Below are 26851 nucleotides of genomic sequence, written 5' to 3'. Positions count from 1 at the left end.
GGTCAGCCAAGATAGAGGAGGCCGGCCGCCACGAAACCCGCAAGGCCGATAAGGGTCGGCACGATCGTGCCGCCCTTCCACACGGCGATCGTGAAGGCGATGACCACGCAGACGATCGCGACCACCGACCCGACGAGGGGTGCGCCGTGAAACAGGCCCTGGCCTGAGCGCAAAGCCGATGTCGCGACGATGCCGCCCAGAATGCCGTAGCCTGCCCGGTCGAAGAATTCGCGGATGCGTTCGCCACCGATCGCCTCTCGGGCAAACAGCGGCACGAGCCGCAACAGCAGGGTGCCAAGGCCGGCGCCGGCCGCCACCGCCCAAAGCTGCCAGTGAGAGAGAACGTCAGGCATTTCCTTGTTTTCCTTGATCGACCAGCATGCTGAGGCCTGCCACGATGAGAGGCAGGACGAGGAGCGCGGATGCGCCCATGAAGGGCACGCCGAGCGGCACGAGAAGTGCGCCGAAGAGAGCGTTCACCATCAACGGGCGCAGCTTCTTCTGGCGGGCGATCAGCGTGGCGAAATAGATCGGGATCATGGCGCCCAAAGTCGCGCCGACGATGACCGGCACGGAGGCTGCGAGCTGATGGCCGGTCACGGCGCCGATGACGGCGGAGAGCGAGCACATGCCTCCGACCATGCCGCAATAGAGAATCGGTCGTGGAGGCGGCTCCTCCATGAGGCGGGGGAGGATGACGGCGAAGGAGCTCGCCGAAATCAGCCCGACGCCTCCCAAAGCGCGCCAGAATGTCGTCTCAGGCAAGCGCGCCAGGACCGAGGCGACCATGACGATGAAGCGGAGATTGACGATGATGACGGCGACGACGGCCGCGGCCCAGGCGCCGGCGGTTGCGCCCTCGCTCGTCAGGATCTGCATGGCGGCAGCCTGAGCGGGCGCGGCGACCGTGAGGCTGGTCATCAAGGCGGTCTGCACGGCGTTGAGACCGGCTTCAGCGCTGAGCTGGCCGACGCCCATGAACATCACGAGGAAAGTCAGAATCACGACGAGAGCGTCGCCGACGGCGATACGGAAAACGTGTCCTGCGGACGCCTCTTCGTCGCTGGAGAGGTTTGGGGAGTTTGTCATTGCATCGGGGGAGGGCGTATCTCAATGTAGAATATCGACCATCCGTTTATTCCAGCTTGTATATTGTGTCCAGAAAAACTAATCGAAATGAATAGACTTCATTTCGGCACAATATCGTGCGCCGTTACATATGATAACAATCAAGTTGCTTTCGCTTCAACTTTGATGGCGCGTGAGCGACCGTCGCGAATCTCTCTGCGTTCGATCGCATTTTGCGCATCCGCTGCTGCGTGGAGACGTCTGATTCTGCGCAGGGCTCGGCGCGTTGCGAATCGCCTCGTGAACCCCGCCTTCGAGGTCGAACGGCGATCGTTTCCGATCTTCTTCGCGTCGATGGAGGCGGGAGCGGCGTGTGAATGGCCAGGCGCCGTTGCCCTGGCCAGGCCGGTCCGGGTGCTCACAGTTTTTGGCACCCACCGTTTTGGCACCCACCGTGAAGACACGGTTTCGACGAGATCGTGGGATGAGAAGAGAAGGAAGGTGGCTCCCCGGGCCGGACTCGAACCAGCGACCCAGCGGTTAACAGCCGCTTGCTCTACCAACTGAGCTACCGGGGAATTGGGGCGCGATATACCAAACTCATCGGGCATTGCAAGCATCCTTTCGCAGCCCATTTTTGACGCATGCAAAACAGGCAGGAAGCCGAAGTGGTAAAGAACGACAGGAAGCGGCGCTCGCGCCTCCATCTTTTTGGCCGGCAGATGCCTCTGCCGCACAGCCCGCTTCTGCGTGTTGGTATCGGGATTCTGCTGGTTCTCGGCGGTCTCTTCGCCTTCCTTCCGGTGCTCGGCCTGTGGATGCTGCCGCTCGGGCTGATCGTGTTGTCGATCGATATTCCCGCGGTGCGGCGCTGGCGGCGGCGGTTCACCGTGTGGATCTACACGCGTTATCCGGGCGTGGCGCGGCGATTCGACGTGGCCGCGCCCGCGGGAAATGGCAATGGGAAGGTGGCCGTTGCCGGCAAAATCGATTCGCAGACGCCGTTCGTTTCGCCAGGCGATACACGCATGAGCGAAACGGAGCGATCGGCGGAATCGCGCTTGCGACAGTCTTCCGATTCCGTTTAGTCTTTGAAATGGTTCCGGTTCCCGAATGGTGCACAGCACCTGGGGATCAAAAGGGAATGCGACAGGATGACCCAGATCGGGATCCCTCATCCGCAGCTGCCCCCGCAACTGTACGCGGCGAGCCCCCTGCATAAGCCACCGGCAACGGGAAGGCGCAGAAGGGCGGAGACCCGCAAGCCAGGAGACCTGCCGGACCAGGGCAACTCGAACGCCGTCGGAGGGACGGCAAAGGGGATAGCATGCAAAGTTCCGGAACATTTCCGTCGGCGATTCCATCCAGGGCTCGAGCCGGGTGCGCCGCATTGATCGCCAACGATCTGCGCACCGTGCAGAGCGGTTTCGCTTCCATGCCCGGGCGGTGTCCGCCGCCTGATCTTTCAGAAAACGCGTCTTCGCCGCGCTGCCGTTGAGGCAGTCATGTTTCCTCACGTTCAAGGCATGGCCGTGGGTCATGCGGCCGTCATGGCGACCGGCAGGACGGTAAGCATCCGACCGCTCGTGTCGTCGGCCTGGCATCTGGCGCGGAAACGCTCCGCGAAATCCTCATGATAACCACGGCACTCGTTTTGGGCGGCGCCCGCTCGGGAAAAAGCGCCTATGCGGAACGCCTCGTGGAGGAAAGCGGGCTCAACCCCGTCTACGTCGCGACGTGTCCTCCCGCAGACGACGATGCGGAGATGGGTGAGCGCATCGCCGCACATCGGGCCCGGCGCGGACCGGCATGGCGCACCGTCGAGGAGCCGGTCGCGCTTGCGGACGTCATCGCCGGGGAGGCCGCGCCGGATCGGGCCCTGCTCGTCGACTGCCTCACACTCTGGCTTTCCAACATTTTGTTCGCCGAAGAGGACCTCGCCGTGCGTACGCGCGAGCTCTGCGCAGCCCTCGCCGCGGCGAAAGGCCCCGTCGTCCTCGTCTCCAACGAGGTCGGCCTCGGCATAGTCCCCGATAACGCCCTGGCTCGTCGCTTCCGCGATGCGCAGGGCCGTCTCAACCAGGAAATCGCCCGCTCGGCGGAGCTGGTCGTCTTCATGGCGGCCGGTCTGCCTCTGGCACTGAAAGGACAGCTTCCTTCATGACAAACGCTTCGGAACGCATTCCCGCGACGATCATCACCGGCTTCCTTGGAGCCGGAAAGACGACGATCATTCGCCACATCCTCGAAAATGCGAACGGCAGAAAGATCGCCCTCATCGTCAACGAGTTCGGCGATATGGGCTTCGACGGCGGGCTTCTCTCCGATTGCGGCAGCCCCGCCTGCGGTGAGGAGGATATCGTCGAGCTCTCCAACGGCTGCATCTGCTGCACGGTGGCGGACGATTTTTTGCCGGCGATGGAGGGGCTCCTCGCACGCGGCCAGGCGCCCGATCACATCGTCATCGAGACCTCGGGGCTCGCTCTGCCACAGCCGCTCGTCAAAGCTTTTGCCTGGCCTGCTGTCCGCGACCGGGTGACCGTCGATGGGGTGGTGACCGTCGTCGATGCCGAGGCCGTCGCGGCCGGTCGTATGGCGAGCGACGAAGCGAAGCTCGTCGCGCAACGCGAAGCCGACCAGTCGCTCGATCATGACGATCCGATCGAGGAATTGTTCGAGGATCAGCTTCGCTGTGCCGATCTCATCATCTTGTCGAAGAGCGATCTCGTCGATGAGGCGGGCATGCTGCGGGTGGAAAAGCGCGTCGGAGATGACAAGCGCGTCGCTGCGTCGCTCATTCGTGCCACGCATGGCATCGTGCCGCCCGAAGTGCTCCTGGGCGTCGGGGCCGGGGCGGAGGACGACAGCGAGACCCGGCTTTCGCACCATGAAATGGAAGGCGAGGAGCACGAGCACGACGATTTCGATTCCTTCAGCATCGCCGTGACAGCGCCGGACAAGGCCGAGGCCGAAGCACGCATCACCAAGGCGCTCGCCATGCCTGGCGTTCTGCGCATCAAGGGTCGCCTTGCGATCGACGGCAAAAAGGTGCCGCTGGTCGTCCAGGCCGTGGGTCAGAGGCTGGAGAGCTGGTTCGACCGCGGCAACGGTGAATCGTCGGGCGAGCCGAAGCTCGTGGTGATCGGCCTGTCCGATGTCGATCGGGCGGCCGTCACGGAGGCCCTCGGAGGCTGAATTGCATATCTTCAAGGGCCAGAGTCGGGGGCTCGACGCGGCCTCCGAAGCGGTCGATCTCGATCAGAGCCCGGGCGACATCGTCATCCTTTCCGCAGCCGACACCGAGATTGCCGGGTTGGCTGCGGCGGCGAACCGGCTGGCGGATGATTTTCCGGCCATTCGGCTCGCCAATTGGATGTCGCTCGCGCATCCCTATTCGGTCGATCTCTATGTCGAGAAGGTGCTGGCCGAGGCGAAGCTGATCGTCGTTCGGCTTCTCGGCGGCGTCGGCTATTGGCGCTACGGCGTCGAGGAGACGCTGCGGATCGCGCGCGGCTCAGGCGCCAAAGTGGCGTTGATGCCAGGCGATACCAAATGGGACGGCGACCTTGCGGCCGAGGGCACGCTCGGCGCCGACGAAACGCGGCTTCTCTGGTCCTATCTGGTCGAGGGCGGGGCGGAGAATTTCGAAAACGCGTTGCGGTTCTCGGGTCATCTTCTCGGGTATGACAAGGCGCCTCCGCCACCGAAGACGGTGCCGGCTTTCGGCGTTTACGAGGGCGGGCGGAAGTTTGAGGGCGAGGTGCCGACTGCGGCGATCGTCTTCTATCGTGCGCTCGTGCAATCGGGTCAGACGGCGCCGGTGGAAGCGCTTTCTACGGCTCTTGCCGAACGGGGACTGCGGCCGCTTCCGGTTTTCGTCTCAAGCCTCAAGGCGGCGGCGGACAAAGAGTTCGTAATGGGGCTGTTTCAGGAGCACGATCCTGCGCTCATCCTGAACGCCACCGCCTTTGCTCTCGGCAAGACCGGCGATCCGTCTGCCGAGACCGTTCTCGATGGCGGAAGTCGGCCGGTTCTTCAGGTGACGTTCGCCGGCGTCTCCGAAGCGATCTGGCGTGAACATCCGCGCGGTCTCTCACCCTCCGATCTCACCATGAACGTGGTGCTCCCGGAGGTCGACGGACGTCTCATCACCCGGGCCATTTCGTTCAAGGAAGAGGGTGCGTTCGAGCCGCGCACGCAGTGCCGGCCGATGGCGCATCGCCCGCTCGCAGACCGCGTCGCCTTCGTCGCCGATCTCGCGGCGGCCTGGGCGCAGCTTTCGACGAAGCCTAACGCGTCCAAACATATCGGCATCGTTCTGTCGAACTATCCGAACAAGGATGGCCGGCTCGCAAACGGCGTCGGTCTCGATGCACCCGAATCGACGGTACGGCTCCTGACGGAGATGGCCGAGGCTGGCTATGACACCGAGGGCGCGCCCGAGACGGGCGAGGCCTTGATGCAGACGATCCTCGCCGGGCCCACGAACGCGATCGACGGACGGGTCGAGCGCACGGGCGGCGAGCGGCTTTCGCTCGAGGATTATCGAGAATTCTTCCGCGCGCTGCCGGAGAACGTGCAGAGCGAGGTCGAGGCGGCCTGGGGGCGGGCTGAAGACGATCCGTTCTTCGATCCTGGCGAAGAAGGTGCCTTTGCGCTCGCCCTGCATCGCTTTGGCCATGTCGTCATCGGTGTGCAGCCGGCGCGCGGCTACAACGTCGATCCGAAGACGAGCTATCATGACCCGGCGCTCGTGCCGCCGCATGGCTATTTCGCCTTTTATGCCTTTCTGCGGCGCTCATTCGCGGCCGATGCGCTCGTGCATATGGGCAAGCATGGCAACCAGGAGTGGCTGCCGGGCAAGGCGCTTGCGCTGTCACAGGATTGCTTTCCCGAGGCAACCCTCGGGCCCGTGCCGCTCGTCTATCCCTTCATCGTCAACGATCCGGGCGAAGGGGCGCAGGCGAAGCGGCGCGCGGCCGCGGTCGTCATCGACCATCTGATGCCGCCGATGACCCGCGCCGAAAGCCACGGCGCGGCGGCCGAGCTTGAATATCTGATCGACGAATATGCGGCCGCCGACCTCGTCGATCCGCGACGCTCGAAAAAGGTCGCCGAAGCGATCGTGGAGCGCGCGGAAAGCGAAGGTTTTCTGGCCGATCTCGGGATCGCGTCGGGCAGGGAATCGCGCGAGGAAATCATTCTCAAGCTCGACGAGCAGATCTGCGATCTGAAAGAGCTGCAGATTCGCGACGGGCTGCACATTCTGGGTCAGTCTCCGGCCGGGCGGCGGAGGACCGACACGCTCGCCGCACTCGCCCGTGTGCCCCGCGGCGGAGGCGAGGCGGGTGACGCCTCGCTTTTGCGCGCGCTCGCCGATGATTTCGGTCTCCGCTTCGACCCGCTCGATTGCGTGCTGCATGAGCGCTGGGAAGGAAAACGGCCAAAGCTCCTGGCGGATCTGACGGACGCAGCCTGGCGTACCAACGGCGACACGGTGGAGCGGCTGGAGATTTTTGCGGCGGCGCTCGTGGAGGCGCTCGTTCCCGCAGCCGAGTCGGGCAGCCCGTCAACGGAACCTGCAAGGGTTCTGGAAGTGGTCGACGGAGGTCCGGCGGTAACGTCCGTGGCCGGCGAGCTGACGTCCGACGACGCGTTCCATGTTGCGCTTCTGCATTGCAAAACGCCGGGTCGAAAAACCGAGGCGGTGTTGGCCCGACTGCGCGAGGCGATCGCGCCGACGCTCGATGGGTCCGGCCGGGCCGAGATCGCCGCGACGCTTGCTGCGCTGTCGGGGCGTTTCGTGGCGCCCGGGCCTTCCGGCGCGCCGACGCGCGGACGCGCCGATTGCCTGCCGACGGGACGCAATTTTTATTCCGTCGATGTTCGGGGCGTGCCGTCGCGCGCCGCCTTCGATCTCGGCTGGCGTTCGGCGCAGCTGCTGGCAGAGCGCTATTTCTCCGACGAGGGAGAATGGCCGACCGCGATGGCGCTCACCGTTTGGGGCACGTCGAACATGCGCACGGGTGGTGACGACATTGCCCAGGCGCTCGCGCTTCTTGGCACGCGTCCCGTATGGGAGCAGGCCTCTGGGCGTGTGACGGGCATCGACGTCGTGCCGCTCTCGGAGCTCGGTCGCCCGCGCATCGATGTGACGCTGCGGATCTCCGGCCTCTTCCGTGACGCCTTCCCGCATCAGATCGATCTCTTCCATCAGGCGGTGCTGGCCGTTTCGGAGCGCGAGGAACCGGAAGACGCCAATCCGATCGCCGCGCGCATCCGCCAGGACAGCGCCCGGTTGGGAGAGGCGGGGATGGCGGAGGACGATGCGCGCCGGGCAGCCTCCTTCCGCGTCTTCGGTTCCAAGCCCGGAGCCTACGGTGCCGGCCTTCAGGCGCTGATCGACGAAGGCATCTGGCAGGAGCGGGGAGATCTCGCCACAGCGTTCCTGGAATGGTCGTCCTACGCCTATGGCGGCGGTTCGGAGGGTGAAGGTGGCGAGCGCACACGGAAGCTCTTTGAGCGGCGGCTCAAGGCGACCGATGCGATTGTGCAGAACCAGGACAACCGCGAGCACGATCTTCTCGATTCCGACGATTATTATCAGTTCGAGGGTGGTCTCTCGTCTGCCGTCGAAACGCTGAAAGGGTCGGCGCCGAGAGCCTATCACAACGATCATTCGCGTCCGGAGCGGCCGGTGATCCGTGGCCTCGATGAAGAACTCGCACGCGTCGTGCGTGGGCGTGCCGCCAATCCGAAATGGATCGAGGGCGTCATGCGCCATGGTTACAAGGGCGCCTTCGAAATCGCGGCGACGGTCGATTATCTCTTCGCCTTCGCGGCCACGACGCCAGCGGTCAAACACCACCATTTCGACCAGCTCTATGCCGCCTACCTCGAAGACGAGGATGTGCGCGCCTTTCTGGCAGACAACAATGCGCCGGCGTTGAAAGAGATCGCGGCGCGTTTCAACGAAGCGATCGAGCGCGGCCTGTGGGCGCCGCGGCGCAACTCGATCCACAACGAACTTCACGAGCTCGCGAACGGAGGAAGTTTATGAGCAAGGCAGAGCTGAGCGAGGACGAGCTCAACCAGAAGCACGCCGAAAAGATGCGCCGGAAGAAAGAGGCGCGTGACAAGATCATCGCCACCAAGACGATCGAGAAGGGGCTTCTCGTCGTTCATACGGGCAAGGGCAAGGGCAAGACGACGGCTGGCTTCGGTCTCGTCTTTCGCGCCCTCGGCAACGGCATGAAAGTCGGCATCGCGCAGTTCGTGAAGGGCAAGCGCGACACGGGCGAGCGCCACGCTCTGGAGAAGTTCTCCGATCAGATCACCGTGGTCTCGACGGGCGAGGGCTTCACGTGGGAGACGCAGGATCGCGAGCATGACATCGCCGCTGCGCGCGAGGTCTGGGAAAAGGCCAAGGCGATGATCGAAGATGGAGAACACGATCTCGTTCTCCTCGACGAGCTCAACATCGTCCTGCGCTACGATTATCTGCCGCTTGAGGAAGTGCTCGAGGTGATCGAGGCGCGTCCGACCATGAAGCATGTCGTCGTGACCGGCCGCAACGCCAAGGACGAGCTCATCGAGGCCGCCGACCTCGTCACCGAGATGACGCAGATAAAGCATCCGTTCCGGTCCGGCGTGAAGGCGCAGGTCGGGATCGAATTCTAGGCTCTTTCGCCAACCCTTCGGAGTTATCGTGTCTCGTACCCCCGCCATTATGATCCAGGGCACCGGCTCGCATGTCGGCAAGTCGCTTCTGGTTGCCGGCCTCTGCCGGGCTTTCAGCAATCGGGGTCTCAAGGTGAGACCCTTCAAGCCGCAGAACATGTCGAACAATGCCGGCGTGACGGCGGACGGTGGCGAGATCGGACGAGCCCAGATGACGCAGGCGCTGGCCGCCCGCGTCCCGCCGTCCGTGCACATGAATCCGGTTCTGCTGAAGCCCGAAAGCGATATCGGTGCTCAGGTGATCGTGCAGGGACGGCGCGTAGCGACGCTGAAGGCGCGTGATTACACGGTGCGCAAGCCCGAGTTCCTGGTCGCCGTGATGGACAGCTTCAACCGGCAGCTCGAGGCTGCCGATATCGTTGTCGTCGAGGGGGCCGGCTCTCCGGCGGAGGTCAATCTGCGTGAGGGCGATATCGCCAATATGGGCTTTGCGTTGGAGGCCGATGTGCCGGTCATTCTCGCCGGAGATATCGAACGCGGCGGTGTGATCGCGAGCCTCGTCGGCTCCCATGCGATCCTTGATGAGGCTGACCGCTCCCTTATTAAAGCCTTTATCGTCAATCGCTTCCGTGGCGATGTTACGCTTTTTGACGAAGGTATGCGGATCATCGAAGAGCGCACCGGATGGGCCGGCCTCGGCGTCGTGCCGCATTTTCCGGGCGCCGCGAAGCTGCCGGCAGAGGATGTGCTCGGGCTCGAAGAACCCGCGGAGACATCGAAAAAAGGTGCCGCCATCGTGAAGGTGGTGGTGCCGCGTCTCGGCCGCATCGCCAATTTCGATGACCTCGACCCGTTGCGGCAGGAGCCGTCCGTCGAACTCGTCATCCTCGAGCCGGGCGAGGCGCTGCCGGGCGACACCGATCTCGTGCTTCTTCCGGGCTCGAAGTCGACGATCGCCGATCTGGCGGCGCTGCGCGAGGCCGGCTGGGATATCGATATCGCCGCGCATGTGCGCCGAGGGGGCCACGTTCTCGGGATCTGCGGAGGGTTTCAGATGCTCGGCCGCCTGATCGCGGACAAGGACGGCATCGAAGGCGCCCCTCAGAATGTGCGTGGTCTCGGGCTTCTCGACGTCACCACGAACCTCACCGCCGACAAGACGACGGTGCCGGTGCGGGGCGTGCATGTGGCCACGGGCGCGGAGTTCTCGGGCTACGAGATCCATGTCGGCGAGACCGTTGGGCCCGGCCGCTCCGAACCGTTCGCAACGCTCGAAGGGCGCCCGGATGGGGCTGTCGCCTATGATGGGCGCGTCATGGGCACCTATGCGCACGGCCTTTTCGGCTCCGACGCTTTCAGAGGGGCTTTCCTCGCCAATCTCGGTGCGACAAGCAGCACGCGCTACGACGAGGGCGTCGAAGAGGTCCTCGACGCCCTGGCGCAGCATCTCGAAGAGCATCTGTCGCTCGACCGGATTTTTGAGATCGCGGCCTCTCGCGGTTTGCACGAGCGCAAGAGCGCCTGAGCTTAATCGGCCGCTGCTTGCTTCTTCGGCAGATCGATGCGGGTCGCCGTTACGCGGCGCTCGTCTCGAATGATGCCATAGATCACGCCAGGATCAGAGTGGTCCCAGGCAATACCCTGGCCGGCGATTTCCGCCGCGGCGGTGGCCACCCAACGCATGATGGAGCCGAATTCGGGAAACTCCATTTTGTAAATCTCTGCCGGATCGTGACCGGAGAGCCAGAGATTGCCGTCAGGGCCAAACGAACCGCCGGAATTGCTCATATCGTCGAACTTTTCTAGAAGCGCGTCGGGCAGGAGCCAGGCTTCGGCCACGCGCCAATCGTCATCGAAGCGCACGAGCTGGGTAGTGTATTTGTTGCCATAGGCATGCTGGCTGCGCTCAAAGACACGGTTGTAATTCGCAAAGGCCCCATACCAGACGCCATCCTTGCGATCGAGCCAGGTGAGCGAACCGCGATCGGTCCCGAGGCTGTGGCTTTCCAAGTGATCGAGCGTGGCGGCGTCGAAGATCTCGATCGAGCTCGTCATCGGCCATTCCGGATAATTGGAATGGGCGACATAGATCTTGCCGTCGACGACGGTGGCGCTGTCGAAATGCTTCACAGCGCCGCCTTTGTCGCGCTCGAAGGCTGCGACGCGCTCGCCCGTATCCTTGGCGTATTTCGCGATGGTGCGGTTATCGACCGCGTAGAAGTACTTGTCGTCGACACCGACCGCCTGATTGGCCTCCGGCACGTCGTAAGAGCGAACCGTTTCGCTTTTGAGTGTCTCAGCGGGTTCGTGCGTGCCTTCTTGTGCCAGACCGGAAGTGGCGAGGACGACCAGAGCGGCGAGGGAGCAAAACGCGATTCGACACATGAGCGTCTCCTAAGAGAATGGAACGCTCTGTCATTGCGATTTTCCGTGTCGACCGTGCTTCACTGCCGTGACGCTTTGACAAGGATGCGCGGCTGCGCTCGTTATCCCCAGATCAGGAGCGCGCTGATGGCCACCAGCGCCAGGCCAAGCAGCCATGTCGCGTCGGCGAGCCTCAATCCGCGGCGGAGATCCTTGAGCGTCGCCTCGCGGCGGCCTTCTGCGTTCAGCCAGGCGCCTTCGACGGCGTCGTTCCCGTATCTTCGTGGTCCCCCGAAAGCGAGGCCAAGCGCCCCGGCGAGTGCCGCCTCGGGCCAGCCGGCATTCGGCGAGCGATGCAGCGGCGCGTCGCGCCGCGCCGCTTTCAGGGCCTGTCTCGGGGAGGCTTCGGCGAACGCCGCGGCAGCCGCGATGAGGAGCGCGGAAAGCCGAGCGGGGACATAATTTGCAAGATCGTCGAGACGCGCCGCGGCATAGCCGAAATCCTCATAGCGCTCGTTCTTATGTCCGATCATGGAATCGGCCGTGTTGAGCGCCTTGTAGGCGAGGAGGCCGGGGAGTCCGCCGACGAGATACCAGAAGGCCGGCGCCACCAGCCCATCAGAAAAGTTCTCCGCCAGCGATTCGAGGGCTGCGCGGTTGACGCCGGCTTCGTCGAGTTGGGTGACGTCGCGGCCGACGATCCAGGAGAGGGCTTTGCGCGCCGGGCCGATGCCGCCCTCTGCCATGGCGTCGCCGACGGCCTGGACATGCTCCAAAAGGCTCTTCTGAGCGAGGAACACAGAGACGAGCAGCGCTTCGACGATCAGGGAGAGAGGAAGTGCTGCAGCGATTCGGTGCAGCACGACACCCGCGAAGACCGCGAGCCCGAGAAGGACGGCGACGGCCAGCATGCCTCGCTTGCGGCGTTCGTCACCGGTTTTTCGTTCATCGTTGAGGCCTTGATCGAGACCCTCGATCAAGCGTCCGATCCAGGCGACCGGATGGCCGATCTTCTTCCACAATTCGTCCGGGTCTCCGACGAGGCGGTCGATCAGAAGGCCGAGGGCAAGAACGACAAGACGGCTCATGACGGCAAAATCTCGTTGAAAGCGACCTCGAGCCGACGAAATTCGCTCTCGTCGCCCGGAAGCCCGAGACGGAGCGAGTCGGGTCGGTCGGTGAAGATGCGGGTCCAAATGCCACGCGCGGCGAGGCCGCGGTGCATCTCGGCCACGCGGTCGTCGCGAATGAGGGCCAGAAGTGGAGACTGGCTTTCGAACTGCAGGCCATGGGCGACGAGGAGCGCCCGGAGTTCTCGTGCCTGAGTGTCGAGGCTGAGGCGCGTCTTTTCCTGCCATTCTCTGTCGGCGAGCGCCTGACGGCCAAGGGTGATGGCCAGCTGTGAGACGGGCCAGTCGCCGAGGCGCTCGCGCAGCGGTGCAATCAGCTGCGCGTGAGCGATGATGAAGCCGAGACGCAGTCCGGGCAGGCCGTAGAATTTCCCGAACGAACGCAGCACGACGAGATTCTGCATCCGGCTCATGAACGGGATCACCGAAGTGCGTTCAGTCAGCGCGTCCTCATAAGCTTCGTCCACCACGACGAGATCAGCGTCCTGCCGGCTCTCTGCGAGCGACAGAATCGTCTCCGGCGACAGAACTCTGCCGTCGGGATTGTTGGGATTGACCAGAATGACGCTCGTTCGCGCCGGGATCTCGCTCGGCGCCCTGATGACAGGGATCTGGTTATCGAAAGCTGTGCGATAGGACGCATACGAAGTGTCGAGAAGAACCGCCTTCCTTATGAGAGAGGGGAGTTGGCGTATGACCGGCTCGATGCCCGCCACGGGCAGAATCTCGGCGTCTTCCGGAACCCGGTAAGTGTCTCTTGCTGCGGCCATCACGGAGTTGAGATCACCCCGGGACGGCAGTCGCTCCAGGGCGACCTCGTCGAGATTGACGCGTTCCCGCCATGGCCATGCACGGGGATTGATTCCCGTCGACAAATCGAGCCAGTCGTCGCGGAAAATGCCGTAGAGTGCCCCCGCCGCTGCCGGGTCGCCGCCGTGATACATTTCGTTTCCCTTTGCCCGCGCGCCTCATAGCGCAACTCAAGGCCCTGCGACGAGGCCTGGGCTCCCCAAAAAGCGGGATGCAGCCCCCCGCAGCATCTTTTTGCCGCGGGAGCTGCTTGTGCTTGTCGGACCGGCAAAGCTTTGCTACGGGAGCGCCTCTGGCCTCGTGGCGGAGTGGTGACGCAGCGGACTGCAAATCCGTATACCCCGGTTCGATTCCGGGCGAGGCCTCCAGAGCCCTCCCATCCTCGCAGAGACGCCTGACACCTCCGAAGATGAGTTCGCGTCCTCCTGTTGAGATGTCCTAGACGGTCTCGAGCTACGATTTGCAGCTCTTTCTGCGGGCTTCTCCATGTTTGCGGGCGGCCTTGCTTGTCGCACCGCTCGACCCCCGCTAGGAAAGACGACGCAACGGTCAGGAACGAGCCATGACAGACAATGAAACCCTGCGTCAGCGGATGGTCGACAATCAGATCCGCACCCGGGACGTCACCGATCGTGAACTCATTCAGGCATTTCTGAATGTGCCCCGCGAGCGCTTCGTGTCCGGAGTGCAGCAGCCTTTCGCCTATTCCGACCTGGACTTGCCGCTCGAATCGCCGGGACGTGTGCTTCTCAGTCCGGCGCTTCTCGGCCGAATCATCCAGGCGATGGAGATCACCCCCAAAGAGGTGGTGCTCGATCTCGGTTGTGGGCGGGGTTACGCCTCGGCGCTCATGGCGCGTCTTGCCGAAGCGGTCGTCGCGGTCGAGCCGGACGAGGAGCTGCGTCACGCGGCGGAGGCCAATATGGTCTCGTTGAAAATCGACAACGTTGCGATCGTCGAAGGGTCTCTGACCGAGGGGTATCCCTCAGAGGGGCCGTACGATGCGATTCTCATCGCGGGGGGAATCGAGGTGATTCCGCCGGCGATTTTCGAGCAACTCAGCGAATATGGCCGTCTTGCCACGATCGAGATGAACGGCGAGGCGGGGCGTGTGATGCTCTATTCGCGCGTCGGTACCCATACCAGTGGCAGACCGGTTCTCGATGCGACTGCACCAGTCATTCCGGGCTTCGAGCGCAAGCGCGAGTTCGTTTTTTGATGCCTTTAACGCCCGATTCCCGGGTGTTGCAGAAGGGCCGCAGCCGATAATAGAAATGCCGGAGGTCGTAGCAAAGGCGACGAGTTTCGTGCATCTGATGTTAAAACCCATATGACCGCGAGCGGCGGTCGCAGCTTCCGGTAGACGTCGTGCTCCTGACCCCATGTAGATACTCCCTGGGCGTTGTTCTCGCCGCTACGCTTCTGGCTTCTCCCGCCGGAGCAGAGAGCATCACCGAGGCGCTCGCCTCAGCCTATTGGAACAACCCGACGATCAATTCTCAGCGTGCCGAAACGCGCGCGGTCGACGAGAATGTGCCGATCGCCAAGGCCGGCAACCGGCCGCAGGTTTCCGCCTACGGCGAAATCGACGGAACCCATAGCGGCGGCTATGCGCATTCTGGTGGCGTCGGAGCTGATTTCAGCCAGAACACCTCGGACCTCGCAGTCGGCGTCCAGGTTCAGCAGAACCTGTTCAACGGATTTCAGACGCGCAACGCGGTGAGCGGCGCGACCTCGAACGTCTATGCCAGTCGCTTTGCCCTGGAAAGCACAGTTCAGGACGTCCTTCTCGATGCAGCCCAAGCCTATATGGATGTGCTGCGTGACGAGGCGCTGTTGCGATTGCGGCGCCAGAATATCGACTTTCTCGATGAGCAGTTGCGAGCCGCGCAAGACCGCTTCGACGTTGGCGAGAATACCCGCACGGACGTGGCGCAGACGCGCGCCGAGTTGAGTCTCGCCCAGTCGAACCTCAGCCTGGCGGAAGCCAATCTCGTCGCCAGCAAGGCGATCTATCGCCAGGTCGTCGGTCACGAGGCCAACAATCTTCAGCTGACGTTCCCGTTCCGGAACAAGCTGCCGAGCTCGCTTCAGCAGGCGCTTTCGCTCAGTCTCGACCGGCATCCGTCCATCATCGCCGCGCAATACGCCATGGATGCGGCCGCCTATGATGCGAAGCGGATCGAGGGCGAGCTTTTGCCGACCGTCAGCGTCACCGGCAATCTGCAGAAAGAGATCGGAGTCGGGCGGCCTGACAACACCGAGACGGCGCAGATCATCGGCCGTGTTTCGATTCCGATCTATCAGGGTGGCTCGGTTTCGGCCCGGGTGCGGCAGGCGAAGGAGCTTCTTGGCCAGCGGCGCATCGAGGTGGATGTGGCGCGCGAGCAGGTGCGTGCCTCGACCGTTGCGGCCTGGGGCACTCTCGAGGCGACCAACGCCTCGATTCTCGCCGCCACGGCGCAGGTCGCCGCTTCGGATATCGCCCTGCAGGGCGTGATCGAGGAGCAGCGGGTCGGTCAGCGCACGCAGCTCGACGTCTTGGACGCCCGCAGCACGCTTCTCGACGCCAACGTCAATCGCGTGGTGAGCCAGCGTGACCGCATCGTGGCGGCTTTCTCGCTGCTTGCTGCCGTGGGCCGGCTCAATGCAGATGCTCTGAACCTCCCGGTGGAGCGCTATCACGCGGAAGCCCATTACGAGGCCGTGAAGGACAAGTGGTTCGGGCTGAGAACGCCGGACGGTCGCTGAGGCGAACGAAACGGCTTCTTTTTGTTTCGGCCGTTCCCCTCGGCTTCAAAAGCGCTGGGGGAGCTCGCGGATAGCGCCATTTGCGCCAATGCCACGTGCTCTTGCGCCTTTTATCGATGCCGGTGCCACGCAGCGCACAGGCGTTCCTTCTTAGGCGCCGCAGCCATTCCGTAGAGTTTGCTCTCTCAGATGATGCACGCATCGCGCGTGCCCGGCCTGGGGATTATGCGTTTAAGCCCCTGGTGATGGGCTTTCTTTAACCTTCAAATGCGCATGTACAACCAAAGCGATTCGATGTGTGGAGGCTGAGGCCTCTGCCCAGGGAGCATTTTATGGCTAATCCGAGCGCGGCACAGGAACCGACCATGGAGGAGATCCTGGCGTCGATCCGCCAGATCATTTCCGAGGACGGCGACAAGTCGGAGGCGCGTGCTTCGAGGTCTCTGCGCGTCGCCATCGAGGATGACGAGGCCGAACCGACGGCGGCTGCCGCCCGGCCTGATGCCGTTCAGCCTGATGCCAGTCAGCCTGATGCTCCTCAGTCTGTCGCCCCTCAACCGCTGGCGCCTCAGCCTGTCGACGAGCCTGCTGTCCCGGCTCCGGAAGCTGTCGCGGAGCCGTCTTCCGCCGCGGACACGGCCGACGACGAGGAGGATGATTTTCCGGATTTCTCCGCCCCGTTTGAGACTGCCGTCGGCGTTGAGGCTCCGTCGCCGGAGCCTGAGCCGGTTGAGGAACCAAAGGCCGCCGAGACGGCGGTGCCGGAGGCCGCGCAGCCTTCCTTTGGCCATCGCGCAGGGCCAGAGACGGTCGAGCCGGCAAGGTCGGCAGCGAAGGAGCCCAGCTCTATGACGACTTATGAAGCGCATGCGCGCGCCGAGGATCGGCTCTTGTCCGATGATGCGGATGAGGCGGTATCCGGTGCCTTCAATTCTTTGGCGCATACCATTCTGTCTCAGAACGCGCGCACCTTGGAGGATCTCGTCTCCGAGATGCTGCGGCCGATGCTGAAAGAATGGCTCGACGACAATCTGCCCCCGCTTGTGGAGCGGCTCGTCAAAGAAGAGATCGAGCGCGTTTCCCGCGGACGTCGCTGATCAAGCCCGTCGCGGCCCTCGGTCGCGGCGACCCCTTTCTTCGCAGCCGTTCAGGCTGCTGATCCAGACCGCTTGTTGACAGGCGGCGGGCGCACCAGTTTAACCGCGGCGGTTTCAGCGCCCGCTTCCGGGCCCATGGTGCGTTTCCCTCATGCTAGAAAAGACCTTCGACGCAAAGAACGTCGAACCCCGTATTTCCCAGAAATGGCTTGATGCCGATGCCTTCCGTGCCGGTGCCGGTGCCGGTGCGGAGCCTGGCGCAGACACGTTCGCAGTCGTCATCCCGCCGCCGAACGTGACCGGCTCCTTGCATATGGGGCACGCACTCAACAACACGCTGCAAGATGTGCTCGTGCGCTACAACCGCATGCAGGGCAGGGACGTCCTGTGGCAGCCCGGCATGGACCATGCCGGCATTGCCACGCAGATGGTCGTCGAGCGGCAGATGATGGAGCGTCAGGAGCCGGGCCGCCGCGATATCGGCCGCGAGGCCTTCGTGGAGAAGGTCTGGACCTGGAAGGCCGAGTCGGGCGGCATGATCCTCAATCAGCTGAAACGCCTCGGGGCTTCCTGCGACTGGTCGCGTGAGCGCTTCACCATGGATGAGGGGCTGTCGGCTGCCGTCATCAAGGTGTTCGTTCAGCTCTACAAGGAAGGGCTGATTTACAAGGACAAGCGGCTCGTCAATTGGGATCCGAAGCTCCTGACGGCGATCTCCGACCTCGAAGTGCAACAGGTCGAGATGAAGGGGCATCTGTGGCACTTCAAATACCCGATCGAGGGAGAGGAAGGCCGATACATCACCGTCGCCACCACCCGGCCCGAGACCATGCTGGGCGATACGGGCGTGGCCGTGCATCCGGAAGACGAGCGCTACCGCGATCTCATCGGCAAGCATGTGATCCTGCCGCTCGTCGGCCGCCGTATTCCGATCGTCGCGGATGAGTATGCCGATCCCGAAGCCGGCTCGGGCGCTGTGAAGATCACCCCGGCCCACGACTTCAACGACTTTGAGGTCGGGCGACGGAATGATCTCGCCATGGTCAACGTCATGGACGTGGAGGCCAATCTCGTCCTCGAAGGCAACGAAGATTTTCTGTGCGACGTGCCGGAGAGTGCGGAACTTGCCGAAACCGTCGCGGCCCTTCATGGGCAAGACCGCTTCACGGCGCGCGACAAGGTCGTCGCGATGATGGATGAGCGAGGTCTTCTGGAGAAGATCGAAGAGCACGTCCATGTCGTGCCGCACGGTGATCGCGGCGGCGTGCCGATCGAGCCGTTCCTGACGGACCAGTGGTACGTGGACGCCGTCACCTTGGCGAAGCCTGCGATCGCTTCCGTTCGCGAGGGGCGCACGACCTTCGTCCCGAAGAATTGGGAAAAGACCTATTTCGAGTGGATGGAGAACATCCAGCCCTGGTGCATTTCGCGCCAGCTGTGGTGGGGACATCGGATTCCGGCCTGGTACGGGCCGGATGGCGAGGTCTTTGTGGAGGCCTCCGAGGAAGAGGCGGAAGCCGCCGCTTACCGCCATTACGGCAGCCGGGTGAAACTCGACCGCGACGAGGATGTGCTCGACACCTGGTTCTCCTCGGCGCTCTGGCCGTTCTCCACGCTCGGCTGGCCCGACGAGACGGCGGAGCTCGCCCGTTATTATCCCACGAACGTGCTCGTGACGGGCTTCGACATCATCTTCTTCTGGGTCGCCCGGATGATGATGTTCGGACTGCATTTCATGAAGCAGGAGCCCTTTGCGGACGTCTACATCCACGCCCTCGTGCGCGACGAGCACGGCGCGAAGATGTCGAAGTCGAAAGGCAACGTCATCGATCCGCTGGAACTCATCGAGGAGTTTGGCGCGGATGCGCTGCGGTTCACGCTGGCCGCCATGGCGGCGCAGGGACGCGACATTAAGCTGTCTCCGCAACGTGTTGCAGGATATCGCAATTTCGGAACGAAGCTGTGGAATGCCGCGCGCTTCTGTCAGATGAAGGGCTGCGGGCTGGATGCGAGTTTCGATCCGGCCGAGGCGAAACTGCCGGTCAATCGCTGGATTCTGACGGAGGCTGCCCGCACGGTCGCCGCAGTCACCGAAGGCATCACGGCGTACCGCTTCAACGAGGCGGCCGATGCCATCTATCACTTCGTGTGGGATACGTTCTGCGATTGGTATTTGGAGCTCATCAAGCCGGTGCTCGATGGAGACGACGAAGCGGCCGCGGTCGAGACGCGGGCGGTTGCCGGCCGGGCTCTCGTCGATATCCTGAAGCTTCTGCATCCCTTCAGCCCGTTCATCACCGAGGCGCTTTGGGATGAACTCGGCGGAGAGGAGGCCGGGCTTCTGGCACTCGCGTCCTGGCCGGAAAGTGCGTTTGGCGACGAGGCTTCAGCGGACGACATCAACTGGCTGGTTCTGCTCGTCTCGTCGATCCGATCGGTTCGTGCGGAGATGAACGTGCCGGCCGGTGCCCGTACGCCGCTCGTGGTCTGCGCAGCCTCCGAGCTGACGCAGGAGCGGCTTGCCCGCCATCAAGCGGCGATCGAACGGCTCGCGCGGGTGGACGCCATCTCGACCGCCCCGGATGTGCCGAAGAACGCGGCACAGTTTCTCGTGGGCGAGGCGACCTGTGCCTTGCCGCTTGAGGGCGTGATCGACTTCGATGCCGAACGCTCGCGCCTTGAGAAAGAGATCGGCAAGGTCGACGGCGAGATCTCACGCCTCGACAAAAAGCTCAGCAACGAGAAATTCGTGGCCCGGGCGCCTGAAGAGGTCGTTGCGGCAGAACGTGAGAAACGCGCGGAATACGTCGCCGATCGCGAACGTTTGGCCGCCGCGCTCGGACGGCTGAGCGATACGCACTGACCGGAGCATTTGACGGGGCCATCGCTACGGCCCCGTCGCGCGCCTATTCCTACGCATGGGGCTTCGGCCGAAGCGTCGCCTTACATTCGTCGCGTTTTGTCGTGCGAAACGGCTCCGTGCGGGGAGTCGCTGTGGCCATTGCGCAACAGCCGCTTAGCGCGAGAAGCTCACCCCCTTAGACCCATTAACAAGCGCCACGTTTCAGTCATAAACGAAGCGCAGGCGGAGCTTTATGGCGAAGGCTCCACCTGGGGCAAGAGTTCATGGGGCTTAGGGGCATGGACGCGAAAAGTTTTGATAAGTCACGTCTGCCAAGCCGCCATGTGACGGAGGGGCCGTCGCGTGCGCCGCATCGCTCCTATTACTATGCGATGGGTCTCGGGACTGAGGAAATCCATCAGCCGTTCGTGGGTGTGGCGACCTGCTGGAACGAGGCCGCGCCGTGCAACATTGCGCTGTCGCGACAGGCGCAGGTCGTCAAGAAGGGCGTTGCAGCGGCCAAAGGTACGCCGCGCGAATTCACCACCATTACCGTGACCGATGGGATCGCCATGGGTCACGCCGGGATGAAGGCCTCGCTCGCGTCACGCGAGGTGATCGCCGATTCCGTCGAGCTGACCATGCGGGGCCATTGCTACGACGCTCTGATCGGTCTTGCCGGCTGCGACAAATCCCTGCCCGGAATGATGATGGCGATGGTGCGCCTCAACGTGCCGTCGATCTTCATATATGGCGGGACGATCCTTCCCGGCAGTTTTCGCGGCAAGGAGGTCACCGTCCTCGACGTCTTCGAAGGCGTCGGGAAGCATCTGAGCGGCGAATTCACCGACGAAGATCTCGCCGAGTTGGAAGCGGTTGCCTGTCCTTCAGCCGGCGCCTGCGGGGCACAGTTCACGGCCAACACCATGGCGACGGTTTCCGAGGCGATCGGGCTCGCTCTGCCTTATTCGGCCGGCGCGCCGGCGCCCTATGAGTTCCGTGACCGTTTCTGCTATGCGGCCGGCGAGCAGATCATGGAGCTTCTCGCGCAGCAGATCCGTCCGCGAGATATCGTGACGCGCAAGGCGTTGGAGAACGCCGCAACGGTGGTCGCAGCCTCGGGTGGATCCACAAATGCTGGGCTGCATCTGCCGGCGATCGCGCATGAATGCGGCATCGACTTCGATCTCTTCGAAGTTGCGAAAATTTTTAAACGTACGCCCTACATTGCCGACCTCAAGCCAGGCGGAAAGTATATCGCCAAGGATATGTTCGAGGCAGGCGGCATCCCGTTGTTGATGAAAACCCTTCTCGATAACGGATTCTTGCACGGCGACTGCATGACAGTCACCGGCCGCACAATTGCCGAAAATCTGGAACATGTTCAGTGGAACGATGAGCAGGACGTGGTTCATCCCGCGAACAAACCGATCAGCCCGACAGGCGGCGTGGTCGGTCTTTCCGGAAATCTCGCCCCTGATGGCGCGATCGTGAAAGTCGCGGGCATGACCAATCTGCGCTTCAAAGGTCCGGCGCGCTGCTTCGATACGGAAGAGGAATGCTTTGAGGCCGTGCGGAGCCGTCAGTACCAGGAGGGAGACGTTCTGGTGATCCGCTATGAAGGCCCGAAAGGTGGGCCTGGCATGCGCGAAATGTTGTCCACGACCTCCGCTCTCTATGGGCAGGGAATGGGCAGCAAAGTGGCGTTGATCACGGATGGACGCTTCTCCGGCGCGACGCGCGGGTTCTGCATCGGCCATGTCGGGCCGGAAGCGGCCGTGGGCGGACCGATCGCTCTCCTTCAGGATGGCGACATCATCGAGATCGATGCTGAGGCCGGGACGATCTCGGTCGAGCTCGACGACACGGAATTGGATCGTCGGCGTCAAAGATGGACGCCGCGTGAGACGGATTATCGCTCCGGCGCTTTGTGGAAATACGCGCAGACCGTCGGAGCGGCGCGAAAAGGTGCCGTGACGCATCCGGGCGGCGCGGCGGAAACGGTGTGCTATGCGGATCAGTAGTGTTCTGCCGGTCGCGTGTCTGGCGGTGGCGATGGCGACGCCTGCCTTCGCCTTCGATCCCGATACGTCGGCCCGCGAGGCGTTTCGTGAAGGATATATCGCCTACAAACAGGGCCACACGGCCGAGGCTCTGGAAGCGCTGTCCTATGCCGCGGACAAGGGTCACACCGCCGCGTTGTGGAAGCTCGGGCGCATCTATGCCACCGGCGACGGTGTCAGCGAGGATGACGCGCACGCCTTTCGGATCTTCGCCAAGATCGCCAACGACTATGCCGACGGCAACCCGCGTGGCTCGGATGCACGCTTTGTCTCCGATGCCTTCGTCGCGCTCGCGGGCTATTTTCGTGACGGGATCGCGGGAACGGTCGTCGCCGACGAGGGGAAGGCCCGGCGTTTTTATTCCTATGCCGCGTCCTACTTCGCCGATCCGGAGGCGCAGTTTCAGCTCGGCATGATGTATCTGAACGGCCGCGGCGGCGAGAAGAACGATCGCCAGGCGGCGCGCTGGCTGAAACTCGCGGCCGATAAAGGCCATGCGCAGGCCCAGGCGGAATTTGGGCGGCTCCTGTTCGACGGCATCGGCATCCGGCGCAATGCGGTGAAAGGCCTGATGTGGCTCTCAATCGCGCGCAATTCCTACCGTGGCGACGACGCCATCCAATCGCTCCATGAAGAGGCCTTTGCGGCTGCGAGCGAGAACGATCGCCGCACGGCTATGGCTCTGGCGGAGGATTACCTCGCCAAGAGCAAGACGAAATAGCTTTCGTCTCTCCTCCGCCTGCGGCCTCCATCTCCTGGCAATCGCTTATCGACGAAGGCTGCCGCCATGCGGGGGATCGCTGTCGTCCAAGCCGTCTCGTGTAACCAGCCTTCTTCGCCGTCTCGTGCAACCGGCGTTCTTCAGACCGAACCATCCGGGCCGGCATTGCTGCGCGATCCTAATTCCTTCCTCTGAGTTTCCGCTTTTTGCCATTGGCTTCCGCCCGGCGATCGGGCATGACTTCGTCATGCGCTTTATGAGGCACGTGCTCGGTGACAGATTCGTCGGTGGCCTGGTCGCCATCGTCGTCGCCTATATGCTTCTTTTGCAGGGCGTTTCAGGTGCTTATGCCATCGGCTTCATGGCCGGGGGCAACTCGACCGCCCTGTGCAATCCGCTCGCATCGCCTGACCACAAGGGGGAAGGCAAGAACCACGACAACGGGGCATGCCCCTGTTGTTCTGCGCTCTGTCATTCCTCAAGCCTCATGCTGCCCGCGGTGCCGCAAGATGGCGCTATTCTCCTTGCGGGTTACGGGCCATTTCTTGTGGTTGGCCGCGACGTTAGGGGCGGGGCCTCGCATCCGTCCGAGCTGCGTCTTGCAGCCGAGGCCCGAGCGCCACCCATTCTCTCCAGCTGACGCCTTTCCCCGTCCGGCCTCTGCCGGTGGTTCTCTTTATGCGCAGATGGAGAAATCGATGCGCCTTGTTGCACACCTCATTGCGGCTGCTCTCGTTTTTGCCGCCACACCCGCTCTCGCTCACGGATACAAGCTCGGCAATCTCGAGATCGGGCATCCCTGGACACGCGCGACGCCGCCTTCGGCCACCGCCGGCGGTGGGTTTTTGAAGATCACGAATACCGGCGATGAGGACGACCGTCTCGTCTCCGCGTCATCGCCGATTTCCAGTCGGGTGGAACTTCACACCATGGATATGTCGGGTGGCGTGATGAAGATGCGCCAGCTCGAAGATGGCATCCCGGTTCTGGCCGGAGCGACGGTCGAACTGAAGCCCGGCAGCCTGCATGTCATGTTCATCGATCTGACAGCTCCCATCGAAGAAGGGGCGAACGTGCCGGTCACGCTCACTTTCGAGAAGGCTGGCTCGGTCGACGTGGAAATGCCCGCTTCGGCCGTGGGGGCTCCTGGCCCGAACGGCGATGCGATGAAGATGGACGGGCACACGATGGATAGGCCGGAAAACAGCAAAGCTCAGTGATGTCGATGCGCAAAATTTGGCTGCTCGTTGCAGGAGCGGTAGCGATTCTCGCAGTCTCGGCGGTCTTCGCCGTTCTGCTGACGCCTCCTGAACGGTTGCAGCAAAGCGTTGGGGTGGCCGCCATTGGCGGCCCCTTCACGCTCGTCGATGAGGACGGCAGGACCGTCAGTGAGGAGGATTTCCGCGGCAAGCCGACGGTGATCTATTTCGGTTTCACCTTCTGCCCCGATGTCTGCCCGACGACGCTTTACGAGCTCTCGGGTCTGATCCAGCGGCTGGGGGACGATGCCGAGAAGCTCAATTTCCTCTTCGTCTCGGTCGACTGGGAGCGCGATGGGCCGGAGAAGATGAAGGATTACGTCTCCGCCTTCGATCCGCATATCCGCGGGCTCTCCGGCAACGAAGCGCAGATCGAGGAAATCGCGAAGGCCTATAAGATCTATTACAAGAAGGTCCCGACCGATGATGGCGACTACACGATCGATCACACGGCGTCCGTCTATCTGATGGATCAGGACGGAAAATTCGTTGGAACCCTCAATTACGGTGAGGACAGCGATTCGATGTTCGCGAAGCTGAAGCGGCTTGCCGGGAACGCCTGACTTTTACATCGGCGTCAGCTGAGTGCGACCCACACCGGGACGTGATCTGAGGGCTTTTCCCAGGCACGCACATGCTTGTCGATGCCTACGCCCGCGAGGCGATCGGCCGCTTCTGGCGACAAGAGAAGATGGTCGATGCGGATGCCGTTGTTCTTCTGCCAGGCGCCGGCCTGGTAGTCCCAGAAGGTGTAGATGTCGCCCGCATCGGTCACCGCACGCAGGGCGTCGGTCAGGCCCCGTGCGGTGAGCTTCCTGTAGGCATTGCGCGTTTCGGGCTGGAAGAGGGCATCGTCCGTCCACCTTTCCGGGTGACGGGCGTCGATCGGCTCCGGGATGATGTTGAAATCGCCGGCCAGAACGAAGGGCTCTTCGAGCGCCAGCCGCTCGTCCACCCAAGTCTCCAGGCGTTCCATCCAGGCGAGCTTGTAGGAGAATTTCTCCGTCCCGATCGGATTGCCATTCGGCATGTAGGCCGAGACCACCCGGACGATGCCGTCGTGGTCGTCCGGCACGATCGCCTCCAGGAAGCGGGCTTGGACGTCGTCCTCGTCGCCGGAAAGGCGCGGCGTCACGTCTTCCAGCGGTCGCTTCGACAGGATCGCGACGCCGTTGAAGCCTTTCTGGCCATGCGTGGCGACATTGTAGCCGAGCGCCTCGATCGGTTCGCGCGGGAATGCTTCGTCGACCGATTTGATTTCCTGCAGGCAGACGACGTCGGGGCTCGCTTCTCCGAGCCAGGTGACGAGGCCATCAAGACGCGCTTTCACGCCGTTGATGTTCCAGGTGGCAATCTTCAACGGCCTGTCCGATCTCTGCGCGCCTTTGTCGGTCAGCGCGTTCTGTGTGTCAGATTGAGAAGCTGGTGCCGCAGCCGCACGAGGCGGTGGCATGCGGGTTTTTGATCTGGAAGGACTGACCCATCAAATCGTCGACGAAGTCGATCACAGCGCCCTCCATGAAGGGAAGCGACATGGAATCGATCAGCACCGTCGCCCCGTCGCGCGCGAGCACGAGATCGTCGTCGTCATGCGGGTCCTGGACGAGATCGTAACGGTACTGAAAGCCGGAACAGCCGCCGCCTTCGACGGAAATCCGCAGGGCCGTCTCCTCAGGCTCGCCGGAGAGAATTTTGGCGATGCGCTTTGCCGCACGATCCGTCAAAACAACCGCCGTCTCCGGGGCTTGTTCGGTCGTGGGGGCGCTGATCGTCGAGGCCTCGGTCATGGTGGCCACCTTGCTCATCTCAATGCATCGTAGCTAAGAAGCACCGCCCCGCAAGTCAATCGTAGCCAGATCATGAGTGCGAGCCTTCCTCGTCATCTCCTCAAGCACGGCGCCCGCTGGAGAGCGCCCTACGCCACAGGCCCGGAAGAGGGAGGTGCCCGTGTGCATGAGGAGACGGAGGATCCTCTGCGTTCGCCGTTCCAGCGTGACCGGGACCGGATCGTGCATTGCACCGCGTTCCGGAGACTGAAGCACAAGACGCAGGTCTTCATCCGGCCGGAAGGCGATCATTTCCGAACGCGGCTGACGCATTCCCTGGAGGTTGCGCAGGTTGCGCGCTCGATTGCGCGTCCCTTGGGTCTCGACGAAGATTTGACGGAGGCGATCGCGCTTGCGCACGATCTTGGGCACACGCCGTTCGGCCATGCCGGCGAACGGGCTTTGAGTGCCGCTCTCGGCGAATATGGCGGCTTTGATCATAACGTTCAGAGCCTGCGCGTCGTTACGCGGCTGGAGCGGCGCTATGCGCGCTATGACGGTCTCAATCTGTCGCGCGCCTCTTTGGAAGGCCTCGTCAAACACAACGGGCCGCTGAAAGGAAAGGCGTCGGCTCTCTCTCCGGTGGTGATGGAGCTCAATGAGGCGCTCGACCTCGATTTGGAAAATTATGCAGGCGCGGAAGCCCAGATCGCTGCGATTTCCGACGACATCGCCTATGATGCGCACGACATCGACGACGGGTTGCGCTCCGGCCTGCTGCATCCCGAAGACCTTGTCGAGGTCCCGCTGACGGCGCGCATCATCGGCGAACTCGATCGAACCTTTCCCGCGCTGGAGCGCTCGCGTTTTGCGGCCGAGCTCACGCGGCGGTTGATCACCGTGATGATCACCGATGTGCTTGTCGAGACGGCCAGACGGCTTGAGGGTGCGGCGTCGGTGCGCGCGGTCACCCATGCCGGCGAGCCGACGGTCGGTTTCTCGGCGAATCTGGCGCGCGAGGAGAAGGATCTGAAAGGCTTTCTTTTTTCACGGCTTTATCGCCATGAGAGTGTCATGCGGGCGGCCCATGCCGGTGAGGCGATCGTCACGGATCTGTTCAAGCGCCTGCATTCGGAGCCTAAGCTCTTGCCGGACGTGTGGCAGGCCGAGCTCGATATGAGCGATGAACGGAGGCGGGCCCGCCGTGCGGCCGATTATATCGCCGGGATGAGCGACGGCTTTGCGGTTGCCGAGCATCGGCGCCTGTTTGACCGCACCCCCGATCTCGGCTAGGGGCCAA

Annotated in this window: 23 protein-coding genes, 2 tRNA genes and 1 riboswitch; of the genes, 17 read left to right on the top strand and 8 right to left on the bottom strand. The window is 63.1% G+C overall.

All coding sequences use genetic code 11. The features are described from left to right. Positions 1 to 2 precede the first annotated feature (2 nt). The 3 genes from L0F51_RS04695 to L0F51_RS04685 all read right to left on the bottom strand — a co-directional run bounded on the left by L0F51_RS04695 (position 3) and on the right by L0F51_RS04685 (position 1646). The gene (locus L0F51_RS04695; protein WP_234628159.1) at positions 3 to 353 is read right to left on the bottom strand and encodes an AzlD domain-containing protein; all 351 of its coding nucleotides are present in this window, start codon (positions 351 to 353) and stop codon (positions 3 to 5) included. Continuing rightward, positions 346 to 1089 (bottom strand): AzlC family ABC transporter permease, encoded by a 744-nt coding sequence (locus L0F51_RS04690; protein WP_234628158.1) that lies wholly within the window; start codon positions 1087 to 1089, stop codon positions 346 to 348. The genes L0F51_RS04695 and L0F51_RS04690 overlap by 8 nt, the downstream gene beginning before the upstream one ends. Before the next feature lie 481 nt (positions 1090 to 1570). After that, positions 1571 to 1646: transfer RNA gene (locus L0F51_RS04685), tRNA-Asn, on the bottom strand. Positions 1647 to 1736: 90 nt separating this feature from the next. Between L0F51_RS04685 and L0F51_RS20120 the strand changes: the two genes are divergently transcribed. The 6 genes from L0F51_RS20120 to L0F51_RS04655 all read left to right on the top strand — a co-directional run bounded on the left by L0F51_RS20120 (position 1737) and on the right by L0F51_RS04655 (position 10273). Further along, positions 1737 to 2156 (top strand): hypothetical protein, encoded by a 420-nt coding sequence (locus tag L0F51_RS20120; RefSeq protein WP_370642309.1) that lies wholly within the window; start codon positions 1737 to 1739, stop codon positions 2154 to 2156. Further along, a riboswitch (cobalamin riboswitch) is annotated at positions 2155 to 2365 on the top strand. Its footprint overlaps the gene before it by 2 nt. A 336-nt stretch (positions 2366 to 2701) precedes the next feature. Beyond that, entirely contained in the window at positions 2702 to 3232 is a 531-nt protein-coding gene (gene cobU, locus L0F51_RS04675) for a bifunctional adenosylcobinamide kinase/adenosylcobinamide-phosphate guanylyltransferase (RefSeq protein ID WP_234628157.1), read from the top strand. Beyond that, positions 3229 to 4263, top strand: coding sequence for a cobalamin biosynthesis protein CobW (cobW, locus tag L0F51_RS04670; RefSeq protein ID WP_234628156.1), 1035 nt, complete (start codon positions 3229 to 3231; stop codon positions 4261 to 4263). The genes cobU and cobW overlap by 4 nt, the downstream gene beginning before the upstream one ends. 1 nt (position 4264) lies before the next feature. Next, complete coding sequence (gene cobN, locus L0F51_RS04665) at positions 4265 to 8128, top strand: cobaltochelatase subunit CobN (protein ID WP_234628155.1); 3864 nt, start codon at positions 4265 to 4267, stop codon at positions 8126 to 8128. Next, positions 8125 to 8748, top strand: a complete 624-nt coding sequence (cobO, locus tag L0F51_RS04660) for a cob(I)yrinic acid a,c-diamide adenosyltransferase (RefSeq protein WP_234628154.1) — start codon at positions 8125 to 8127, stop codon at positions 8746 to 8748. The genes cobN and cobO overlap by 4 nt, the downstream gene beginning before the upstream one ends. Positions 8749 to 8797: 49 nt before the next feature. Then, positions 8798 to 10273 carry a cobyric acid synthase gene (locus L0F51_RS04655; protein ID WP_234629334.1) on the top strand — a complete coding sequence of 492 codons (1476 nt, stop codon included), beginning with the start codon at positions 8798 to 8800 and terminating at the stop codon, positions 10271 to 10273. A gap of 2 nt (positions 10274 to 10275) precedes the next feature. Here the strand turns inward: L0F51_RS04655 and L0F51_RS04650 are convergent, their stop codons facing one another. The 3 genes from L0F51_RS04650 to L0F51_RS04640 form a co-directional block, all read right to left on the bottom strand. Continuing rightward, entirely contained in the window at positions 10276 to 11133 is an 858-nt protein-coding gene (locus tag L0F51_RS04650; protein WP_234628153.1) for a cycloisomerase, read from the bottom strand. A gap of 101 nt (positions 11134 to 11234) precedes the next feature. Further along, positions 11235 to 12200 carry an adenosylcobinamide-phosphate synthase CbiB gene (gene cbiB, locus L0F51_RS04645; protein WP_234628152.1) on the bottom strand — a complete coding sequence of 322 codons (966 nt, stop codon included), beginning with the start codon at positions 12198 to 12200 and terminating at the stop codon, positions 11235 to 11237. Then, entirely contained in the window at positions 12197 to 13186 is a 990-nt protein-coding gene (locus L0F51_RS04640) for an aminotransferase class I/II-fold pyridoxal phosphate-dependent enzyme (protein ID WP_234628151.1), read from the bottom strand. The genes cbiB and L0F51_RS04640 overlap by 4 nt, the downstream gene beginning before the upstream one ends. A gap of 160 nt (positions 13187 to 13346) precedes the next feature. On the opposite strand from L0F51_RS04640, the gene L0F51_RS04635 reads away from it, so the two are divergent. The 10 genes from L0F51_RS04635 (at position 13347) to L0F51_RS04585 (ending at position 24348) form a co-directional block, all read left to right on the top strand. Further along, a tRNA-Cys gene (locus L0F51_RS04635) sits at positions 13347 to 13420 on the top strand. A gap of 194 nt (positions 13421 to 13614) precedes the next feature. Continuing rightward, positions 13615 to 14271 carry a protein-L-isoaspartate O-methyltransferase gene (locus L0F51_RS04630; RefSeq protein ID WP_234628150.1) on the top strand — a complete coding sequence of 219 codons (657 nt, stop codon included), beginning with the start codon at positions 13615 to 13617 and terminating at the stop codon, positions 14269 to 14271. Between the two features lie 149 nt (positions 14272 to 14420). Next, positions 14421 to 15803, top strand: a complete 1383-nt coding sequence (locus L0F51_RS04625) for a TolC family outer membrane protein (RefSeq protein WP_234628149.1) — start codon at positions 14421 to 14423, stop codon at positions 15801 to 15803. 332 nt (positions 15804 to 16135) lie between these two features. Continuing rightward, positions 16136 to 16900: a DUF2497 domain-containing protein gene (locus L0F51_RS20060; protein ID WP_304504492.1), complete on the top strand. Its 765-nt coding sequence runs from the start codon at positions 16136 to 16138 to the stop codon at positions 16898 to 16900. A gap of 151 nt (positions 16901 to 17051) precedes the next feature. Further along, positions 17052 to 19763, top strand: a complete 2712-nt coding sequence (locus L0F51_RS04610) for a valine--tRNA ligase (RefSeq protein ID WP_234628148.1) — start codon at positions 17052 to 17054, stop codon at positions 19761 to 19763. A 278-nt stretch (positions 19764 to 20041) separates the two neighbouring features. Beyond that, a complete protein-coding gene (gene ilvD, locus L0F51_RS04605; RefSeq protein WP_234628147.1) occupies positions 20042 to 21766 on the top strand; it encodes a dihydroxy-acid dehydratase in 1725 nt (574 codons plus the stop codon). Further along, positions 21753 to 22526: a tetratricopeptide repeat protein gene (locus L0F51_RS04600; protein WP_128294161.1), complete on the top strand. Its 774-nt coding sequence runs from the start codon at positions 21753 to 21755 to the stop codon at positions 22524 to 22526. The genes ilvD and L0F51_RS04600 overlap by 14 nt, the downstream gene beginning before the upstream one ends. 124 nt (positions 22527 to 22650) lie before the next feature. Then, the gene (locus L0F51_RS04595; protein WP_234628146.1) at positions 22651 to 23166 is read left to right on the top strand and encodes a hypothetical protein; all 516 of its coding nucleotides are present in this window, start codon (positions 22651 to 22653) and stop codon (positions 23164 to 23166) included. Positions 23167 to 23224: 58 nt separating this feature from the next. After that, the gene (locus L0F51_RS04590) at positions 23225 to 23746 is read left to right on the top strand and encodes a copper chaperone PCu(A)C (protein ID WP_234628145.1); all 522 of its coding nucleotides are present in this window, start codon (positions 23225 to 23227) and stop codon (positions 23744 to 23746) included. Beyond that, complete coding sequence (locus L0F51_RS04585) at positions 23746 to 24348, top strand: SCO family protein (protein WP_234628144.1); 603 nt, start codon at positions 23746 to 23748, stop codon at positions 24346 to 24348. The genes L0F51_RS04590 and L0F51_RS04585 overlap by 1 nt, the downstream gene beginning before the upstream one ends. A 14-nt stretch (positions 24349 to 24362) precedes the next feature. Here the strand turns inward: L0F51_RS04585 and xth are convergent, their stop codons facing one another. Together xth and erpA are read right to left on the bottom strand one after the other, a co-directional pair. Beyond that, a complete protein-coding gene (gene xth, locus L0F51_RS04580; protein ID WP_234628143.1) occupies positions 24363 to 25145 on the bottom strand; it encodes an exodeoxyribonuclease III in 783 nt (260 codons plus the stop codon). 49 nt (positions 25146 to 25194) lie between these two features. Beyond that, positions 25195 to 25572 (bottom strand): iron-sulfur cluster insertion protein ErpA, encoded by a 378-nt coding sequence (gene erpA, locus L0F51_RS04575; RefSeq protein ID WP_128294342.1) that lies wholly within the window; start codon positions 25570 to 25572, stop codon positions 25195 to 25197. A gap of 72 nt (positions 25573 to 25644) precedes the next feature. Between erpA and L0F51_RS04570 the strand changes: the two genes are divergently transcribed. Further along, positions 25645 to 26844, top strand: a complete 1200-nt coding sequence (locus L0F51_RS04570; RefSeq protein WP_234628142.1) for a deoxyguanosinetriphosphate triphosphohydrolase — start codon at positions 25645 to 25647, stop codon at positions 26842 to 26844. Positions 26845 to 26851 lie beyond the last annotated feature (7 nt).

The sequence above is a fragment of the Afifella sp. H1R genome (genome assembly GCF_021462425.1).
GTDB lineage: Bacteria > Pseudomonadota > Alphaproteobacteria > Rhizobiales > Afifellaceae > Afifella > Afifella aestuarii.
Note: the sequence above shows the minus strand (reverse complement) of the source record. Positions and strands in the feature narration are given on the sequence as shown.

What these genes read in the sequence shown, in the direction of transcription:
- L0F51_RS04695 (WP_234628159.1), bottom strand. Translation starts at nt 353, where the DNA reads ATGCCTGACGTTCTCTCTCACTGGCAGCTTTGGGCGGTGGCGGCCGGC.
- L0F51_RS04690 (WP_234628158.1), bottom strand. Translation starts at nt 1,089, where the DNA reads ATGACAAACTCCCCAAACCTCTCCAGCGACGAAGAGGCGTCCGCAGGA.
- cobU (WP_234628157.1), top strand. Translation starts at nt 2,702, where the DNA reads ATGATAACCACGGCACTCGTTTTGGGCGGCGCCCGCTCGGGAAAAAGC.
- cobW (WP_234628156.1), top strand. Translation starts at nt 3,229, where the DNA reads ATGACAAACGCTTCGGAACGCATTCCCGCGACGATCATCACCGGCTTC.
- cobO (WP_234628154.1), top strand. Translation starts at nt 8,125, where the DNA reads ATGAGCAAGGCAGAGCTGAGCGAGGACGAGCTCAACCAGAAGCACGCC.
- L0F51_RS04655 (WP_234629334.1), top strand. Translation starts at nt 8,798, where the DNA reads ATGATCCAGGGCACCGGCTCGCATGTCGGCAAGTCGCTTCTGGTTGCC.
- L0F51_RS04650 (WP_234628153.1), bottom strand. Translation starts at nt 11,133, where the DNA reads ATGTGTCGAATCGCGTTTTGCTCCCTCGCCGCTCTGGTCGTCCTCGCC.
- cbiB (WP_234628152.1), bottom strand. Translation starts at nt 12,200, where the DNA reads ATGAGCCGTCTTGTCGTTCTTGCCCTCGGCCTTCTGATCGACCGCCTC.
- L0F51_RS04640 (WP_234628151.1), bottom strand. Translation starts at nt 13,186, where the DNA reads ATGTATCACGGCGGCGACCCGGCAGCGGCGGGGGCACTCTACGGCATT.
- L0F51_RS04630 (WP_234628150.1), top strand. Translation starts at nt 13,615, where the DNA reads ATGACAGACAATGAAACCCTGCGTCAGCGGATGGTCGACAATCAGATC.
- L0F51_RS20060 (WP_304504492.1), top strand. Translation starts at nt 16,136, where the DNA reads ATGGCTAATCCGAGCGCGGCACAGGAACCGACCATGGAGGAGATCCTG.
- L0F51_RS04610 (WP_234628148.1), top strand. Translation starts at nt 17,052, where the DNA reads ATGCTAGAAAAGACCTTCGACGCAAAGAACGTCGAACCCCGTATTTCC.
- ilvD (WP_234628147.1), top strand. Translation starts at nt 20,042, where the DNA reads ATGGACGCGAAAAGTTTTGATAAGTCACGTCTGCCAAGCCGCCATGTG.
- L0F51_RS04600 (WP_128294161.1), top strand. Translation starts at nt 21,753, where the DNA reads ATGCGGATCAGTAGTGTTCTGCCGGTCGCGTGTCTGGCGGTGGCGATG.
- L0F51_RS04590 (WP_234628145.1), top strand. Translation starts at nt 23,225, where the DNA reads ATGCGCCTTGTTGCACACCTCATTGCGGCTGCTCTCGTTTTTGCCGCC.
- L0F51_RS04585 (WP_234628144.1), top strand. Translation starts at nt 23,746, where the DNA reads ATGTCGATGCGCAAAATTTGGCTGCTCGTTGCAGGAGCGGTAGCGATT.
- erpA (WP_128294342.1), bottom strand. Translation starts at nt 25,572, where the DNA reads ATGACCGAGGCCTCGACGATCAGCGCCCCCACGACCGAACAAGCCCCG.
- L0F51_RS04570 (WP_234628142.1), top strand. Translation starts at nt 25,645, where the DNA reads ATGAGTGCGAGCCTTCCTCGTCATCTCCTCAAGCACGGCGCCCGCTGG.